This window comes from Streptomyces sp. NPDC027185, from assembly GCF_055567035.1.
Genome location: NZ_JBVHRF010000003.1, coordinates 616,979 through 632,923, shown reverse-complemented (window position 1 = coordinate 632,923; position 15,945 = coordinate 616,979). Strand labels below are relative to the sequence as shown.

The 15,945-nt window shown below is 70.1% G+C and carries 13 protein-coding genes; 2 read left to right on the top strand and 11 right to left on the bottom strand.

Annotation, left to right across the window (positions count from 1 at the left end):
* Window positions 1-34: 34 nt before the first annotated feature.
* Window positions 35-973 carry an alpha/beta fold hydrolase gene (locus ACZ4M8_RS12905; RefSeq protein ID WP_467606267.1) on the bottom strand — a complete coding sequence of 313 codons (939 nt, stop codon included), beginning with the start codon at window positions 971-973 and terminating at the stop codon, window positions 35-37.
* Window positions 974-1,185: 212 nt separating this feature from the next.
* Here ACZ4M8_RS12905 and ACZ4M8_RS12900 point away from each other — a divergent pair, with 212 nt between their 5' ends.
* Window positions 1,186-1,770, top strand: coding sequence for a TetR/AcrR family transcriptional regulator (locus tag ACZ4M8_RS12900; RefSeq protein WP_467606266.1), 585 nt, complete (start codon window positions 1,186-1,188; stop codon window positions 1,768-1,770).
* 130 nt (window positions 1,771-1,900) lie between these two features.
* On the opposite strand, the gene ACZ4M8_RS12895 is transcribed toward ACZ4M8_RS12900, so the two are convergent.
* From ACZ4M8_RS12895 to ACZ4M8_RS12875, 5 genes are all read right to left on the bottom strand, one after another.
* Entirely contained in the window at window positions 1,901-2,947 is a 1,047-nt protein-coding gene (locus ACZ4M8_RS12895) for an SAM-dependent methyltransferase (RefSeq protein ID WP_467606264.1), read from the bottom strand.
* Between the two features lie 308 nt (window positions 2,948-3,255).
* Window positions 3,256-4,752, bottom strand: a complete 1,497-nt coding sequence (locus ACZ4M8_RS12890; RefSeq protein WP_467606263.1) for a glycosyltransferase — start codon at window positions 4,750-4,752, stop codon at window positions 3,256-3,258.
* Between the two features lie 68 nt (window positions 4,753-4,820).
* The gene (locus tag ACZ4M8_RS12885) at window positions 4,821-6,455 is read right to left on the bottom strand and encodes a hypothetical protein (RefSeq protein WP_467606260.1); all 1,635 of its coding nucleotides are present in this window, start codon (window positions 6,453-6,455) and stop codon (window positions 4,821-4,823) included.
* A 232-nt stretch (window positions 6,456-6,687) separates the two neighbouring features.
* A complete protein-coding gene (locus ACZ4M8_RS12880; RefSeq protein WP_467606259.1) occupies window positions 6,688-7,401 on the bottom strand; it encodes a SpoIIE family protein phosphatase in 714 nt (237 codons plus the stop codon).
* Window position 7,402: 1 nt separating this feature from the next.
* The gene (locus tag ACZ4M8_RS12875; protein WP_467606256.1) at window positions 7,403-8,425 is read right to left on the bottom strand and encodes a 3-oxoacyl-[acyl-carrier-protein] synthase III C-terminal domain-containing protein; all 1,023 of its coding nucleotides are present in this window, start codon (window positions 8,423-8,425) and stop codon (window positions 7,403-7,405) included.
* A 536-nt stretch (window positions 8,426-8,961) separates the two neighbouring features.
* Here ACZ4M8_RS12875 and ACZ4M8_RS12870 point away from each other — a divergent pair.
* Entirely contained in the window at window positions 8,962-9,888 is a 927-nt protein-coding gene (locus tag ACZ4M8_RS12870; RefSeq protein WP_467606253.1) for a phosphotransferase family protein, read from the top strand.
* A gap of 135 nt (window positions 9,889-10,023) precedes the next feature.
* Here ACZ4M8_RS12870 and ACZ4M8_RS12865 read toward each other — a convergent pair whose 3' ends face one another.
* The 5 genes from ACZ4M8_RS12865 to ACZ4M8_RS12845 form a co-directional block, all read right to left on the bottom strand.
* Entirely contained in the window at window positions 10,024-11,250 is a 1,227-nt protein-coding gene (locus tag ACZ4M8_RS12865) for an MFS transporter (protein ID WP_467606252.1), read from the bottom strand.
* A 269-nt stretch (window positions 11,251-11,519) separates the two neighbouring features.
* Complete coding sequence (locus ACZ4M8_RS12860; RefSeq protein WP_467606249.1) at window positions 11,520-12,488, bottom strand: NAD-dependent epimerase/dehydratase family protein; 969 nt, start codon at window positions 12,486-12,488, stop codon at window positions 11,520-11,522.
* A 94-nt stretch (window positions 12,489-12,582) separates the two neighbouring features.
* Window positions 12,583-13,830 carry a diaminobutyrate--2-oxoglutarate transaminase gene (gene ectB, locus ACZ4M8_RS12855; RefSeq protein WP_467606247.1) on the bottom strand — a complete coding sequence of 416 codons (1,248 nt, stop codon included), beginning with the start codon at window positions 13,828-13,830 and terminating at the stop codon, window positions 12,583-12,585.
* Window positions 13,827-14,777 (bottom strand): ornithine carbamoyltransferase, encoded by a 951-nt coding sequence (locus ACZ4M8_RS12850; RefSeq protein WP_467606245.1) that lies wholly within the window; start codon window positions 14,775-14,777, stop codon window positions 13,827-13,829. The genes ectB and ACZ4M8_RS12850 overlap by 4 nt, the downstream gene beginning before the upstream one ends.
* A gap of 21 nt (window positions 14,778-14,798) precedes the next feature.
* Window positions 14,799-15,929: an inosamine-phosphate amidinotransferase 1 gene (locus ACZ4M8_RS12845; RefSeq protein ID WP_467606243.1), complete on the bottom strand. Its 1,131-nt coding sequence runs from the start codon at window positions 15,927-15,929 to the stop codon at window positions 14,799-14,801.
* Window positions 15,930-15,945: the final 16 nt, after the last annotated feature.

The following is a 15,945-nucleotide window of genomic DNA, read 5'->3' as shown; positions in this document are numbered from 1 at the left end:
CCCGGGCGGCGCGGCCGGCCGGGGCCGGCGGACGTCATCCGCCGTCGGTGAGGAAACCGGCTATCGCGGCCGCGACGGCTTCGGGCTGCTCGTCGGGGATGAAGTGCCCGGCGTCGGGCACGACGATCCCGGTGGTGTTGCCGGCCCATGGGCGGAGGGCGGCGGCCATGTCCGGGATGGAGCCGTGGCTGCTGGAGACGCCGAGGAGGGGCACGGTCAGGCGACGCCCGTCGAGCGCCTCGCGGTTCTCGCGCGCCGACCCGGCGGCGTCCCGGTAGTACGCGAGGCAGGCGCGCAGGCCACCGTCGGCGGCGAGCGCCGCCGCGTAGTGGTCGACCTCGGCGTCGTCGAACGTCCCGGGGGCGAGGGCCTTCGCCTTCAGGAACCAGCCGACGTATTCGCGTTCGCGGCCGGCGAGCAGCGTTTCGGGCAGGCCGGGCACGGTGTGGAACGCGAAATGCCAGGTCTTCCAGGCGCGATCCGGGTCGGTGGGGATCGACTCCGGGAGGGTGATGCCGGGGATCCCGGCGTCGAGCAGGGCGACCCCGCGCAGCCGGCTCTCGAAGGTGAGGGCGAGGGAGAAGGCGACCCAGGCGCCGATGTCGTGGGCGGCCAGCCAGTAGTCCGGCACGCCGAGCGCCTGCACGGCGGCGTGGACGTACGCGGCGACCGTGCGGGTGCCGTAGCCGTGCTCCGGGCGCTCGGAGTGGCCCTGGCCCGGCAGATCGATCGCGATGACGCGGAACCGGTCGGCGAGTGCGGGCATCACCTCGCGCCAGGCCCACCAGGTCTGCGGGAAACCGGCGAGCAGGACGACGGCCGGGCCGTCCGGCCGTCCGCCTTCGACGGCGTGCAGGCGAACGCCGCCCCCGTCGACCCAGCGGTGGGCGAACCCGGTCAGATGCCGCAGGGGCAGATCGCGGACGGGGTTGCGGTCGGAGAGATGCGAAGCGCTGGTCGCCGGGCCGGTCACGAGGGCCTCCGTCGGTGTCGGGGATGCGGGGGGGGGCACGGGCCGGCCGGCGGCGGGGACCACGTGGTGCGTTGCCCGCGCGGTCGCGGAGTGCGCGGTGTGCCGGGCCAGGGCCCCACGGGAAAGCTAACACATCTTGAACCGATCGGTTCAAGATAGAATGGTGTGCGACCCGGTCCGGTCCATCGACGCATCGACAAAGGGAGTGCCGCGTGGCAGGCAAGAAGCAGTTCGACGTGGACACGGCGCTCGACGCCGCGATGCTGCAGTTCTGGCGCGCCGGCTACGCCGACACCTCCCTGGACGACCTGTCCCGGGCGACCGGCCTGAACCGCAGCTCCCTCTACTCCTCCTTCGGCAGCAAGGACACGCTCTTCCTGCGCTGCCTGGACCGCTACGCCACGCGCTACGGCGAGAAGTACGACACCGCCCTGTCGTGCGCGGCCACCGAACCCGTCGCCGCGATCCGCGCGTTCTTCGACGTCACCCTCGACCGCGTCGCCGACCCCGAACTGCCCGACGGATGCCTGGTCGCCCAGTCTGCCATGGCCGTTCCCGTACTGAGCCCGGCCGTCGCGGACCACACCCGGCAGGCGCTCGGCTCCCAGCGCCTGCGCCTGCGCGCCGCGCTGAAGGCCGGCGGACTGACCGACCGGGACGCCGAGACCTTCGCCGTCCACGCGGCGGCCGTGAACCAGTCCCTCGCCGTGATGAGCCGGGCCGGAGCAACCCCGGCGCAGCTCCTGGCCGTCGTGGGCGTGACCGTTGACGCGCTGTCGCAGGCGGTGCGCGCGTAACGCGTCCGATATGGGCAGCCGGCCCCGCCCCGGAGCGGGACGGGGCCGGCTGTTCGAACGGGACGTCCGTCACGGCGGGGCCGGTTCACGGACGTGGCCAGGACGCCGGTGCGGTGCGCGGGCGCCGGATCTACTCGGGGAACAACGACCGGTAGACCGGGTGGGAGTGCGGGGCGCGGCCTCGGTACGGGGAGAAGTGGTGCGCGCGATGGATTCCCCCGGCGGTGTGCAGCTCGCCCGAGAGGTCGTATTCCGGGTGGATGCCGTCTTCGCTCAAGATGGTCCGGAAGGTCAGACGCAGGACGTCGCCCGCTTCGACCGGGATGCCGTCTTCGAACAACGGCAGGTAGATCGACGCCCAGTTGGTCTTTCCCCGCATGGCGTCGAGCGGCTCCTGCTCGGGGAGGCACCGCACCACCAGCCAGGTGAGCACACCGTCCACCGTGCCTGACCGCGTCATGGTGAGGCGCACCTCGGTGTCCTGCTCCACTTGGAGGTCACCGTTGAATTCGAGCCGCTCCACCGGCGCACTGTCCGAGAGGAGGGCCTCCTGCGCCGGGTTCACGACCCGCAGCCGGACGTCGAACGGCCCGCCGTTCCATTCGAAGAGCCGCTGGAGTTGCGGGAGTGCGGCACCGGAGAAAGCCGGTGTGCGGCCTGCGAGCAGGTCGGTGAAGTTGACCGCCGCCGCCCGTGTCAGGCACAGGTCCGGAACGATGACCGCGTCCGGCGTCAGAAGGCGTCGCTTCGCATCGGCGAAAACAGCCGCCGCGCCCTCGGCGCTCGGGAGGGAGCCGAGGATCTCCGCGACGCAGACCTCTGCTCTGGGCTCGATGTCGAGCGCGGTCGACTCACCGTGCAGCAGGGTCGCCCGGTGCCCGTCGGCGCGGCCCGCCAGTGTCTGCGACGCGGTCCGGAACGACTCCTCCATCGCCTCCATGGCGAAAACCCGGCGGGCACCGGACCGCAGCGCCTCCCCGGCCCAGAAGATCTCCGGTCCCGTACCGATGTCGAGGACGATGCGATCGCGCGCGTGCTTCTCCAGCGCTTCGCGGAACCTCCAATTGCGTTCCGTGTCGGCCATCATCGCGTCGTACAGCTCGGTGTCATAGATCGGGTACTCGCCGTGGGTCGGCATCAACGCCGGTGCGGTTTCCGGGCCGGCGGATGAATCCACCAGGACTCCGGTGCGCCAGCCGGTACCTTCGATGTATTGGACCGTCAGAGGTGACTCAGATCCTTGCGCCTCAACTCGCCGATTCTTAGCGACCATTGTCGGAGCATAGCAAACATGTTCAGAATTCATTATGGCTCTGCCGTGTTCACTTCGCGCTGATGTATCGGCGGCACACCGGCCACCGATGTCCGCGAATGCGGAAAAGAAGCCGGTGGTGGCCGGTCACCGAAGGAGACACGGCCACCACCGCTGCCGGTACCGCAATACTCGGCGGCCATACGCCGTCGAGGCATACGGCCAGCTTTAGCTCAGCCCTCCGGCGGAAGGGGAAACGCATACCCCTGGGCCACCAGTTTCCTGACGAGGCTTTCCGGTAGCCGGCGCGTTTCCATGGAGGGGCACATCACGACGTCCCGCATTTCGGGGAGCCGTTCGTCCACGCGGAAACTCTGAATCCCGCGGTGCGGGTCGACGATGTGCAGGAGGTGACCGGAGCAGTTCACCCACGGCGCAAGGACGTACCGGGACCGTTCGTCGAAGGTGAGCGGTTTCTCCATTCCGTAGGCCTCGAAGAAGATCTGCGCGGTGGGGTCCTCGTAGTCCGCGTAGATCCGGCGCGCGCTGCCGAACCGGGCCCTGTTCTCATCTATCTGCCGCTGGACCGGCGACTTCTTCAGCGGCTCGGGGGCGCGGTCGGGCCGGCTGAGCATCTCCAAAGTCAGTGCGGTCACAGCGGCCTCCGAGAACGCCGCCCGCCCGCGGTCGAGGGCGGCTTCCGCCACCCGTACGCTCAAGGCCCTGTCCCTCCCCGACAGGAGGGCCTTCACCAGCGAGCCGGGATCCACGACCGGACCCATGGTGGACCGGCGGACGGGGACCAGCGTCAGCTGCTGGGGGAACCACTCCTGGAACGCGTGGTGACCGCCCCAGGCTGTCGTCACCACCTGATGGCCGTTGACCAGCGACGCCAGCACGGATGAGCCGAAATTCTCATCGGAGTGCAACGTCGGCGACACCAGGACATGAGGCTCCTGGTGCACGTCGTAGAAGAGCCAGTCCCGAGGTTTGAGTCCGTGCCACGTCACCACATCTTCCAAGCCCAACGACGCGGCGAGCCCCCGTAGGTAGGCGCCGTAGTCCGGATACTCGATACCCATGTTGGGGCTGCCGAGACCGTCTTGGCCGCCGTACACGTCCAAGGTGAACGCCGGCGCCGAGGCGTACGACGTACGCATCATCCACAGGGCGAACAGCAAGGTGTGTAAGTTCTTCTGCTCCGAAATGCGCCCGACGTAGGCCAACCGCGTGGTCTCGGCCTCCGTACGCCGTTTTCTGCTGTTCACCTTGAACTGGTCGACGAGCGGAAACGGGATCGTTTCAATGCGGGCTTTCGGGAAGCAGGTACGCACCGTTATCGCTTCCGCTTCGCATGTGACGACGAATGTGTCTCTCTCAGTGAGCACGTCCGCGAAGGCGCCGAAAGCTTCGAACCCATCGGTGCCGTCGCCGAACATGTAAAGCGTCATCGGCGCGGGCACCTCCATCTTCGACCTCAGACGGAGTGCGGCCTTCACTGTTCCGGGTGTCACCGTGACCAGGACGATGCGCTCGAACCGCGAAGCGCGGGCATGAAGGCGCTGCTCGGTCTCCGGCGGCAGGGGCACGCACAGCGTGCTGACGGTCTTTTTCTGGGACCGCCCGATGCCGTCCCAGATGCGCTCAATGGCGGGGACGACTTCCTGCAGGCTCAACCACCAGTCTTTTTCCCTGGTGGTCAGCACGATAATGCCCTCGTCATTCGACACGTGTTCCCCTCAGGTCCGATGTCGGTCGGTTTCGTTGCCGCGAGGTGCTGCGCCGTTGTCCAACGGGCTCAGGCGGGAAGGGTGAGGATCGCACGGATGGGGTGGAAGCCGATCTCGGCGGCGTGGTCGGCTGCGCCGTCCCGTCCGGCGCCGGGCCGGTGGCCGCCGGTCTTGCGGGCGTTGACCAGAGCGACCTCGTAGGTGCCGGGGGCGAGGTTCTCGAACAGGCCGGTGGATTCGTACCGGCCGCCGGTGACGTCGCCCCGGACGCTCCGGGTGCCGAGGATGCCGGATCCCGTGTCGCCGATGTCGCGGAGCCGGAGTTCGCCGCTGATAAAGCCGCCGTCGTGGTACCAGAAGGGGCCCCGCCTGTACTGCGTTTCGGCCGTCCAGCGGGCGACGATGCTCCGGCCGCCGTCGCCCTCGGACGTGGCCCGGTACAGGGTGATCCGGTGGCGGGCCCGGGTCAGGCCGCCCGGTGAGTAGTCCTCGCCCTTCGGTCCGGACACGCTCTCGTGGAGGGTGAGGCCGGTTTTCGGCGGGACGTAGGGCTCCGGCGGCGGGGGCACGTCGGTGTCGACGCCGCGGTGGACCAGGATCAGATTCCGGCTCCCGCCGGCCTCGGTGTAGGTGAGCAGGGCGGGGGTGTGCCGACTCTCGTGGCCGGCGATGGCCTCGCCCTTGCTCCACCTGCCGTTCTGGTAGACGGCGTGGTGCAGCAGGTCACTGTCCGGGGAGGGGTAGACGGCGTGCAGCTTGCCGTCGTAGGAGGCGATGGACGCGCCGCGGCGACTGGTGAGGCCGTCCAGAGCTGTGGCCTTGCTCCATGTGTTGCCGTCGTAGGTGGCGTGCCACAGGCGCGGGTCGTACTCCTTGCAGTAGACCAGGTGGAGAAGGCCGTCGTGCTCGGTCAGGGCATAGTTGCCCGGGGACTTCACGTTGGCCGCCCTCGCGGCCTCCTCCTGCTCGGCGTTCACCACGGCGAGCTGCACCCCGCCGGGCCCTTGCCGGACGGGGACCCACTCGTGGTCCTCGGAGAGCGTCGCGTGCTGAACGATCCCGCCTTCCCAGCCCTCGGGTTCCTCGCCGGTCCTGTCGCCGGCGAAGACCAGGTGGAGCCGGTCTTTGTAGACGGCCAGGCCCGGCCAGCGGCCCGGCCCGTTTCCCCGGTCGCCGCCGTACTTCCTCGCCTTGGTCCATGTGCCGCCCGCCGGTCGGTACGTCGTGCCGAGCCCTTCCCGGCCGCCGTCCCAGAAGCGGTAGTACACCGAGTAGACGGTGCCCTTGTACGCGGCGACGGTGGGAGTGTGGAAGGCGAAGTTGCCGTTGCCGACGTCGGAGTCGGGAGTCCACCGGGTGGCCTCGTCGACCGCGGCGGTGGCTTCGGCCAGGTCGGCGTCGAGGGCCGCCCGGTCCGCGTCCGCCAAGTCCTCGCGGTAGCGGCCCTTCACCTCGTCGACCCTGGCCAGCAGCGCCTTGACGTCCACCGGGGTGTAGGACGTCCAGCGAAGCGGGGTGCCCTCCCTCACCCCGTGGCGAGCCCCGCGGTGGACACAGACCAGGGTGTCACCGTCCAGGGTGAGAGCCGGTGTGGCCGCGCTCAGATGGTCGGCGAACCTCCCGCCCTCACTCCAGCCGTCGGCGGTGGTGTACACCGAGCACCACAGGTTCCGGTCTTCCTCATGGGCGATCGTGGGGGCCATACACACTCCTTGAAACGAACGAACGAGGACGAGCCACCAGGGGATCGGCGCGCACGAGGCCCGACCGTGCCCTGGGCGGCGCGCCTGACGGACGGTGGGCACGTCGCGTCGAGGGCGCGGGTGCGGAGCACGTTGCGCGCGGGGACCGCCCCGGGGCGTACCGATCGGGTTGGCGGCATGGCGCGTCATCAACCTGCCGCCGTCTTCGACGGCTTCGGGGGGGGCGTCCGCGTCAGGTGCGGCGGATCACGATGGCGGTGGCGTCGTCCCTGGCACCATCGGCCCCGATTCCGGCGGCGGCCACCAGGGCCTCCGCGAGAGCCTGTGGCTCGCCCTCGTACGTGCGGGCCAGTGCCTCCATCGCGCCGTGCGGCACCTGGTCGTGGACTCCGTCCGAGGTGAGCACCACCAGAGGGGAAGCGGTCCACGCCTCCGCGACCGTGGCGACGGCGGCGGTCTTCACCGTCGTACGCACCCACTTGGCGGCCAGGCCCGGAATCTCGCCCTCGTACCCGCACGCGGTGAGCTGCTCGGCAAGGTTGTGATCGGCCGTCAGCGGCCGGAGTTCTCCGCCCTCCAGGGCGTAGGCACGGCAGTCACCGACCCATGCGATGCGGACCTGGTCCGTCTCGGCCCGCACCGTCGCGATCACCGCGACGGCGTCCGGCTCGGGCCCTTCGTCCGAGCCCGGATCGGCCACCAATTCGGTGCCGGTGAGAAGACCGGCGAGCGCGCCCCGGCGGACCGCGGTACGGGCCATGACCGTGGCGAGCAGCTGCGCGACGGATGCGACACGGTGGCTGTGTCCGGTGCCGTCGACCAAGGCCGCGGCGGTGGTGCCGTCCTTCTGCACACGGACGGCGACCGCGTCCCCGCTGGGGACGATGGTGCCTTCCCTCGTGGCATTCCCTATGCGCACCTTCCCGCCCGCGCCGGTCACGGCCACCTCAGACCACCTCTATGAGCACGGCGGACTGGACGATCCCCACACCCTCGCTGTAGACGATGGCGATATCACCCGTGGAAAGCTCGCCGGATTCGATCGCGAAATGAAGGGACACTATCGGGTCCGCCCCGCCCATATGGCCGATCTCACGTCCTATGGCCTCGCTGGATCGCGCGTACTCGATGTTCCCGATGTACGGAAGATATTCCTCCTCCATCGCCTGGCGGCCCTTGAAGGGCAGTACGATGCGGGCCACTTGTTCCCGTTCGATGCCGGCTTCGGCCAATACTCGGTCAATGACGATGCCTGTTCCGTCCCCACGCATTTTCCAGGCTTCTTCGCGGGGTATGCCGGACGTCGAATAAAAGGCATGGGAGCGCTCCGAAAGGCTTACCGGAAGGCTCACCCCGTGCCCGAACACCCGGGGCCCGCGGTGAACCCCTTCGAGCTGCGGCTGCGTATACGTCACCGCCGCGAGCAGACGCGCGAATCCACGCTCCCTGGACATCACCACGGCTGCTCCGCCATCCCCGAAAGGTACGTCCGGGTCGACGGTCCACCGATCGATGACCTCTTTCGGCTGCCAGCTCTCGGCGGCGGTGATCAGTGCTGCCGGCTGATCGGCGTCGCAGGTGAGGTGAGCCGCAGCCCAGCGGATGCCGTTCACCACTCCGTCGCACCCGTTCATCAGCTGTGCCACGTCCCGGAAGGCGCCCCCGCCGAGTTCCCGTTCCAGCCACAACGCGGGGTTCGACATACGAGGGGACGGGTCCAGGACGGAGGTGTGGACGAAGAGCCCGACGTCGTCGAAGGTGTATCCCGAATCGGCGAGGGCCGATCGCGCCGCGCGGGCGGCGAACGCGCCCGGAGGTTCGTCCTCCGGGGCGACTGTGACGGTGCGCTGCGCTGTGCGTTCCGCGAGTTTCGACGGGTAAATTCCGTCCGCTACGGCCTCTGAAACCGGGATGGCGGGCGGCAAATCCACAGCCGTCGCCGCGATAAAGATATTGCCCCAATGCGCCATGATGGCCTCCGTCCACGTTTTCGTGCTTCGGGTTGCATTTCTACGGGCCGGTCCGAGCGTCTCCACGGCACCGTAGCAGAGGAGTTTTCATATCGCTTGCGGCGAAGGCGAGTTCAGGTGGCGAGGGCGCTCGGGCAGAGGTCGCGGCGTTGCGGGTGATACCGGCCATCTGCTGTCCGGGCGGGTGGCGGTTGGCCATTTCCGCGCTCGGCGGCGAGGGACGGCTGTCACCTTGAGAACCCTGCCTGTCCCGCTTCTCCCGGATCTCATCGCGATTTCCGCCCCGCCGGTTGACGGATGCACGGGATTCCCCTGCCCATCTTTTCGGACATTCCACGCTTCGGTGTGCGGCGCCGGCGCCGTACGGATCGTCCGGCCACGATCCCGGGGCGGCGCGGCATGAGCGGGTCTCCGGTCAGTTGAACACCGCGTACAGGAAGGGGAGTTGGGCTCTCGGAGGACGTTTGCCCCGGCCCCCGTGCACGTGATCACATGGTGCGGTGACTAACTGTGATGAGGAGACGACTGTCCGACCGATGACCCTGGCCTGGGTGAACCAATACCTGGACGTCGGCGAGCGGATCGTCGGAATCGAGACGCTGCACGGCGGTATGACCGCCGAGATGCGGAAGCTCACCATCGGCACACGGGACGAAGTCACCCGTCGGCTGGTGCTGCGGAGTTTCGTCGACCCGTACTACCTGGAGAATGCCAAGGAGTGGCTGAACAGGGAGGCCGGTGCCCTGACGCAGCTCACGGAGACCGATGTGCTCGCCCCCGGGCTGGTCGCGGTCGACCCGACCGCCGCGCGGTGCGAGTACCCCTCACTGCTGATGACGCATCTGGCGGGCCGGTCGGTCCTCGACGACGAAGGCGTGGAGGTGCGCGTTCCGCTGCTGGCCCGTCAGCTCGTAGCCATCCACGCGCTGCGGCCGGCCGAGCGCCCCCAGGAATTCAAGACGCTGACGACGGCCGAGACCGTCGTGATTCCGGAGGGCGGCGACGCGACGGCGTGGGCCGCAGCGATCGACGTCATCCGCAAGCCCGCACCGTCCTACGAGGGGCGGTTCCTGCACCGGGACTTCCAGCCCGGCAACGTGCTGTTCGACGTGGTGCCCTCGGACCCGGCACGCACCCGGATCACCGGCGTCGTCGACTGGTCACAGCCCTCGTGGGGCCCCGCGGACCTCGATGTCGCCCACTGCTGCACCAACCTCGCGCTGCTGCACGACCCGTCGTGGGGCCTGCGGTTCGCGCAGGCGTACGAGAAGGCGGGCGGGTCGCTGGCCGCGGCGCGGAACGAGCGCCTGTACTGGCTGGTGCGGGACGCGATGGCGTGCTCCGAAGAGGTGGCGCTGTGGGCACAGGCGTGGCAGGAGGCCGGGAGGACGGACCTCACGACGGGCATCCTGGAACGGCGGCTGGACACCTACGTCACCGGCCTGATGACCGCGCTGGGCTGAGTCACGGCGGTCCGGAGTACGGCCCGCCTCGTCACTCATCGTGTCCGTGTCCCCGTCGAACATGACGGGGACACGGTGACCGCCCACTCCCCCGGGCGCGCTGTCCCGGCCGGGCGCGCGGCGGCGCCGTCCGGTTCATCTCGCGGCCCGGAAGCGGGTCAGCGCGGGGACGGCGAGTCCGATGACGACGGCGCAGCCGATCACACTCGCCCCGCCGATGAGCACGCTCGCCGACGGGCTGATCAGTGACCCGACGGCGCCGGCCCGGAAGTTCCCCAGTTGCCCGCCGCCCGCGCCGATCATCATCTCGACCGAGGCGACCCGCCCCCGGAACTCGTCCGGCGTCGTGGCCTGCACCATCGCGCTACGGAACACCACGCCGATCGCGTCGGCCGCGCCGGCGAACGCCAGCGCCCCCAGGGCCGCCGCCAAGTTCCCGGCCAGCCCGAACCCGACCAGGCCGAGCCCCCACCCCGCGCCTGCGACGAGCAGCGCCAGCCCCTGCCGGGTCACGCGCCGGACCGGACCGGACAGCACCGACCCGACCACCCCACCGACGGCCGGCGCCGCGTTGAGCAGGCCGAGCGTTTTGGGGTCGCCGCCGAAATGCATCGCGTTGACCGCCGGGAACAGCGCGGCGGGCATACCGAGCACCATCACGTTCATATCCGCGAGGAAGGCCCCGCCGATCACACGGTTGCCTTTGACGAACCGCAACCCCGCCACCAGGGACCGCAGTCCGGGACGGGCCGGCGTGCCCTCCGGGCGCATCGGCGGCAGCCGATGGACGCCGTACAGGGCCGCGCCGAAGCCCACCAGATCGATCAGATAGCACCCGCGCAGCCCCCACCCGGCGGTGACCAGTCCCGCCACGGACGGACCGATGATCAGGCTGCCGTGGAACGTCAGCATGGTGAGCGCGGCCCCCGCGGGCAGCGACTGAGGCGGCAGCAGCCGGGGGACGAACGTCCGGCGGGCGGTGCCGTCCACCGACGCGATCACCGACTGGATCACGACCAGCGCGTACAGCAGCCCCACCTGGCGGAGCCCGGCGAACGCCTGCGCCGCCAGGGCCCCCGACACCACGGCGAGCAGTCCGGTGGTGAGCAGCACGAGCCGGCGCCGGTCGACCGCGTCCACGAGCGGGCCGCCCAGCAGCCCGGCCACGACCGTCGAGGCTCCGGCCGCCAGGCCCACACCACCGACCGCCAGCGACGACCGGGTGATCGTGTACACCTGCAACACGACCGCGAACACCGTCATCTGCGCGCCGATCGCCGACAGGCCGCTGCCCAGCCAGAACCGGCGGAACGCGGGCGACTCCCGCAACGGCCGGAGATCCATCAGGAGCCGCGCCGTCACCCGGCCAGCGACCCTCGGACGTACCGGACTCCGCGCCGCGCGCACGCCCCGGAGGTGGCCGAGCGGGCGGACGGGGCGGCCACGACGGACACATCGCGACCGGTCCGGGGGCGCGCGTCCGGTGAGGAGCGGGCCGGGGATGCCGGGAGCCGCGCCGCGCCGGCCCGGTGGCCGCGGCGGGAAACGCCCGTCCCGACCACGGACTCGGCGTCGGTGCCGACTGGCTGCGAAGTCACGGTGTACTCACTCCATCGGGGCGCTGGGAGGGGTCAACGGCCGAGCGGGCTCAGGAGGTTGTCCTTCAGGAACCAGTCGATGGTCTTCTTGATCCCGGCTTCCAGGCTAACCACCGACCGCCAGCCGAGGGCCCGCTCGGCCTTGCTGATGTCCGGTTTCCGTACGGCCGGGTCGTCCTGCGGGCGGGCCACGAAGGCGATGGCCGAGGAGGAGCCGACGAGACCGCGGATCATCTCGGCGATGGCGAGCACCGTCATCTCGTCCGTCCCGCCGATGTTCACCGGCCCCTTCTCGTCGCGCGCCCGCAGGAGCCGGAGGAGTCCTTCGACGGTGTCGCTCACGTAACACAGGGAGCGGGTCTGCGTTCCGTCGCCGGTCACCGTCAAGGGCTCGCCGGCAACGGCCTGGCGGATGAAGGTGGGGATCATCCGGCCGTCGTCGGCGCGCATGTGCGGCCCGAACGTGTTGAAGATCCGGGCGATACGGGCGTCCACCCCCCGCGCGTCCCGATAGGCGACGGTCAGCGCCTCGCTGAAGCGCTTGGCCTCGTCGTAGACGGCGCGCGGACCCACCGGGTTCACATGGCCCCAGTAGCTTTCGGGCTGGGGGTGGATCCGGGGGTCGCCGTAGACCTCGCTGGTGGACGCGAGCAGGAAGCGCGCGCCCTTGCGGCAGGCCAGTTCCAGGGCGTGCTGGGTACCGAGGGACCCGGCACGCATCGTCTCCAGCGGACGTCGCAGATAGGCGGCGGGGGACGCGGGGGACGCGAGGTGGAGCACCGCGTCGACCGCTCCCCCGATCTCCAGCCCGGCCGACACATCGGCCTCCAGCAGCTGGAAGTCACGGTGGCGGGCCAGCGGTTCGACATTGCGTACGGCGCCGGTGCTGAAGTCGTCGACGCACACCACCGCACAGCCCTCGCGTAGGAGCCGCTCGCACAGATGCGAGCCCAGGAAGCCGCCGCCGCCCGTGACCACTACACGTCCCTCGTGTTGCGCCATGGCCCTTCTCTCCTTGAATTCGGGATGTCTACGGCGTCGCGGTCCGCGCTTCGTGCGCGGGCCGCTGCGCCACGTCCGGTGCCGCGCCGCCCGCTCAGACGCGTGTGGCGAGAGCCGACTTCACGGAGGCGTCGAGGATTTCCAGGGCGTGGTCGATGTCGCCGGAGGAGACGGTGAGCGGCGGCAGGAGTTTCACGACCTCACCGGACGGGCCGCAGGTCTCCACCAGAAGACCGCGGTCGAACGCCGCCGCGCTGATCCGGTCGGCCAGGTCTTGCGAGGAGGTCCGCAGGCCCAGGGCGAGGCCACGCCCGCGGGCCGCCAGCCCCTCCCCGGGGTAGGAGGCCACGATCTGCTCCAGCCCTCCGGCGACGCGTTCTCCCTTGGCCCGGGTGGACTTCTCCAGCCGGTCATCGCTCCAGTAGGCGCGCATCGCCTCGGCGGCGGTGACGAACGCCAGGCTGAACCCTCGGTAGGTGCCGTTGTGTTCCCCCGGCCCCCACACATCGAGCGCGGGCCGGATCAAGGTGAGCGCCATCGGCAGCCCGTAGCCGCTGATGCTCTTCGACAGGCAGACGATGTCCGGCTCGATCCCGGCGTCCTCGAAGCTGAAGAAGGAACCGACGCGACCGCAGCCCATCTGGATGTCGTCGACGACGAGGAGTACGCCGTGGCGCCGGCACACGGCGGCGAGGTTCCGCAGCCACTCGGCGCGGGCGACGTTGATTCCGCCTTCGCCCTGGACGGTCTCCACGATGACGGCGGCGGTTCCGGTGAGGCCGCCGGCCAAGGCCGCCAGTTGGCGCTCGATGTCCGCGGCGTCGGTGTGGTGGTCGTCGTAGGGAAGTTCCGCGCGGTCCGCGAGCGCGGTCCCGGCGCTGCGGCGGGTCGCCGGGTTGCCGTTCACCGAGAGGGCCCCGAGGGTCATGCCGTGGAACGCGTTGCCGAAGTGGGCCACCCCCTTCCGCCCGGTGGCCTTCCGCGCCAGTTTGAGCGCCGCCTCCACCGCGTTCGTCCCGGCGGGGCCGGGGAAGACGACCTTGTAGTCCAGCCCGCGCGGAGCGAGGATCTTCGACTCCAGCGTCTCCAGCAGGTCCCCGCGGGCCACGGTCCACATGTCCAGGGCGTGGGTGACCCCGTCGTGTTCCAGGTAGTCGACGAGCGCCCGCTTGAGCACGGGATTGTTGTGGCCGTAGTTGAGGGCGCCGGCCCCGGCGAAGAAATCCAGGTAGGGCCTGCCGTCCGCCCCGTGGAGCCGGCTTCCCGCCGCCCGGTCGAAGACGACCGGCCACCGTCGGCTGTAGCTGCGCACCCCGGAGTCGAGCCGCTCCGCGGTGCTCATGACGAGAAGCCCGCCGTCCACAGCAGCGCCGCGGCGGCGGCCGACGCCTTGTGATGGGCCTGCCGCGGCACGAGCGACGTCACGCTGTTGCCGTCCAGGACGTCGGACATCACCTCCTGGTCCCGGACCGCGGGCAGATCGTGCAGGAACACCGCCTCGGCCGGTCCGCTGAAGCGCCGCATCAGGTCCTTGGTGACGACGAAGTCCGCGAAACGGGCCAGCCAGTCCGCATCGTGCCGGGCGGCGCTCATCGACTGCCACCGCGTGGTGTAGACCGCGTCGACCGGGTCCGGCGCGGCAGGCACGTCGTGGTGCTGGCGCACGACCTCCTCGCCGCGCATGGCGTTCAGCGACTCGATCTCCTTCGCCGAGAAGCCCGAGCCGTGCGGGCTGTACACGTCGAGGCCGCGGAACGGCAGCTTGCAGACGAGCATGGCCAGGGACCGGGCCGTGTTGTTCACCTCGCCCAGGTAGGCCAGACGCAGGTTCTCCACGTCGCCGAAGTGCTCGCGCAGCGCGCAGAGGTCAGCGATCGCCTGGGTGGGGTGCTCCTCGTGGGTCAGCGCGTCGATCGTCGCCGGTACGTGCACCGCCAGCTCGGCCAGGTCGCGCTGCGGGCCGTTGGTCCGGGCGACGACGGCGTCGAGGTAGTTGGCCAGCATCGCGCCGGTGTCGCCCCACGTCTCCCCCGTGGAGATCTGCAGATCGGCCGGGCCCATGTGCAGCACATCGCAGCCCAGGGTCAGCGCCGCGCTCCAGAACGAGGTCCGGGTGCGGGTGGACGGCGCGGTGAACATCAGGCCCACCCTCGTCCGGGCCAGCCGGCCCGCGAAGGCGTTCGGCGTCCGTCCGTAGCGGAAGGCGATGTCGCCGAGGTCCGTGATGTCTTCCGTGCCGAGGTCCGCCAGGCTGAGCAGCGGCCGGCGGTTCGAAGGTCCAGCAGTCACTGAAATCACCTACTCCTCCGGTCAGTCCAGATAGCGTTCGGGCCCGCCCTCGCGCACCGTGTCCAGCGTGACGCAGTGGAATCCGCCGCCGAGCACCCGTGAATGGCGCAGCCGGCGCGGTACGACCGTGATGCCCTTGGACTCCAGCAGCCGGATCAGCTCCGGCTGGTTGCGGTCGACGATGGCCATTTCCGGGCTGACCATCAGCAGGTTCATCCCCACCCAGGGGGTGCTGAGCGTGCGCGGGAGCAGCGGCGCCACGGGCTCGTTGATCGGCGGGCACCAGAGCACGTCCCATCCCCGCAGCGGCTCCGGGATGGTGTCCGGCGTCACCCGCGAGGGGTTGAGCAGCACCAGTCCCGGTCGCAGGAAGCAGATCGTGCTGTCGATGTGCGTGCCCTGGTACAGGTCGCGGAGCGGATGTACCCGGATGTCGCCGAGCAGCCCCAGCGTCGACTGCAACCAGCGCAGACCGATCTCGTTGCCGCTGCGGGAGACCTGGTAGAAGACGTCACGCCCCAGGCGCAGGACGTTCGCCGCCTCGAACGCCGGCTCCGCCTCCCCCAGCGTCGGGTTGCCCTCCTTGTCGGTGAGGAACAGCTCGTCCCGCAGCTGCGGCCGCGGCGCGCCCAGCCAGTGGGCGCCGCGCACCAGGTAGTCCTGGAACAGCTCCCGCAGGTTCGACAGTTCGAAGTACCGGCCGCGTGACGGGCTCGGCGTCTCGATGATCGTCGATCCGACGACCAGGGCGAGATCCCGCGGGCAGTACGAGTGACGGCCCCGCGTACGCCAGCCGGGGCCACCGAACTCCTGCTCGTGGTCGGAGGCGGGCGGCTGGTGCACCACCACGCCCATCTCGCGCAGTGTCGTGACGAGATCGGCCAGGTCCTCGTTGGTCTCCTCGATCACCCGTTTCGGGAACTGTCCGCCGACCTGCTGCCGTTCGGACGGGGTGAGTTCGGGATAGTCGTTGAGCCAGGCCGAGAGATCGGTCTGTGACGGGACTCCCGCGCCGGTGGCGTCGCCGACGACGATTTCCCGCAGCGGGCTGAATTCGTCCCAGGAGTTCACCGCCGTCGAGCGGTGTTCCTGTGCCGTCGCGTGGTTGATGCTGAGGTCTGCTGTCGACTCCGTGCCGGGCAGCGCTGCCATGTGTGTGTCCTCCTGT

Bases quoted from the DNA above. Each gene is read 5' to 3' on its own strand.
- ACZ4M8_RS12885 (WP_467606260.1), bottom strand. From the start codon at position 6,455: ATGGCCCCCACGATCGCCCATGAGGAAGACCGGAACCTGTGGTGCTCG.
- ACZ4M8_RS12875 (WP_467606256.1), bottom strand. From the start codon at position 8,425: ATGGCGCATTGGGGCAATATCTTTATCGCGGCGACGGCTGTGGATTTG.
- ACZ4M8_RS12870 (WP_467606253.1), top strand. From the start codon at position 8,962: ATGACCCTGGCCTGGGTGAACCAATACCTGGACGTCGGCGAGCGGATC.
- ACZ4M8_RS12860 (WP_467606249.1), bottom strand. From the start codon at position 12,488: ATGGCGCAACACGAGGGACGTGTAGTGGTCACGGGCGGCGGCGGCTTC.
- ectB (WP_467606247.1), bottom strand. From the start codon at position 13,830: ATGAGCACCGCGGAGCGGCTCGACTCCGGGGTGCGCAGCTACAGCCGA.
- ACZ4M8_RS12845 (WP_467606243.1), bottom strand. From the start codon at position 15,929: ATGGCAGCGCTGCCCGGCACGGAGTCGACAGCAGACCTCAGCATCAAC.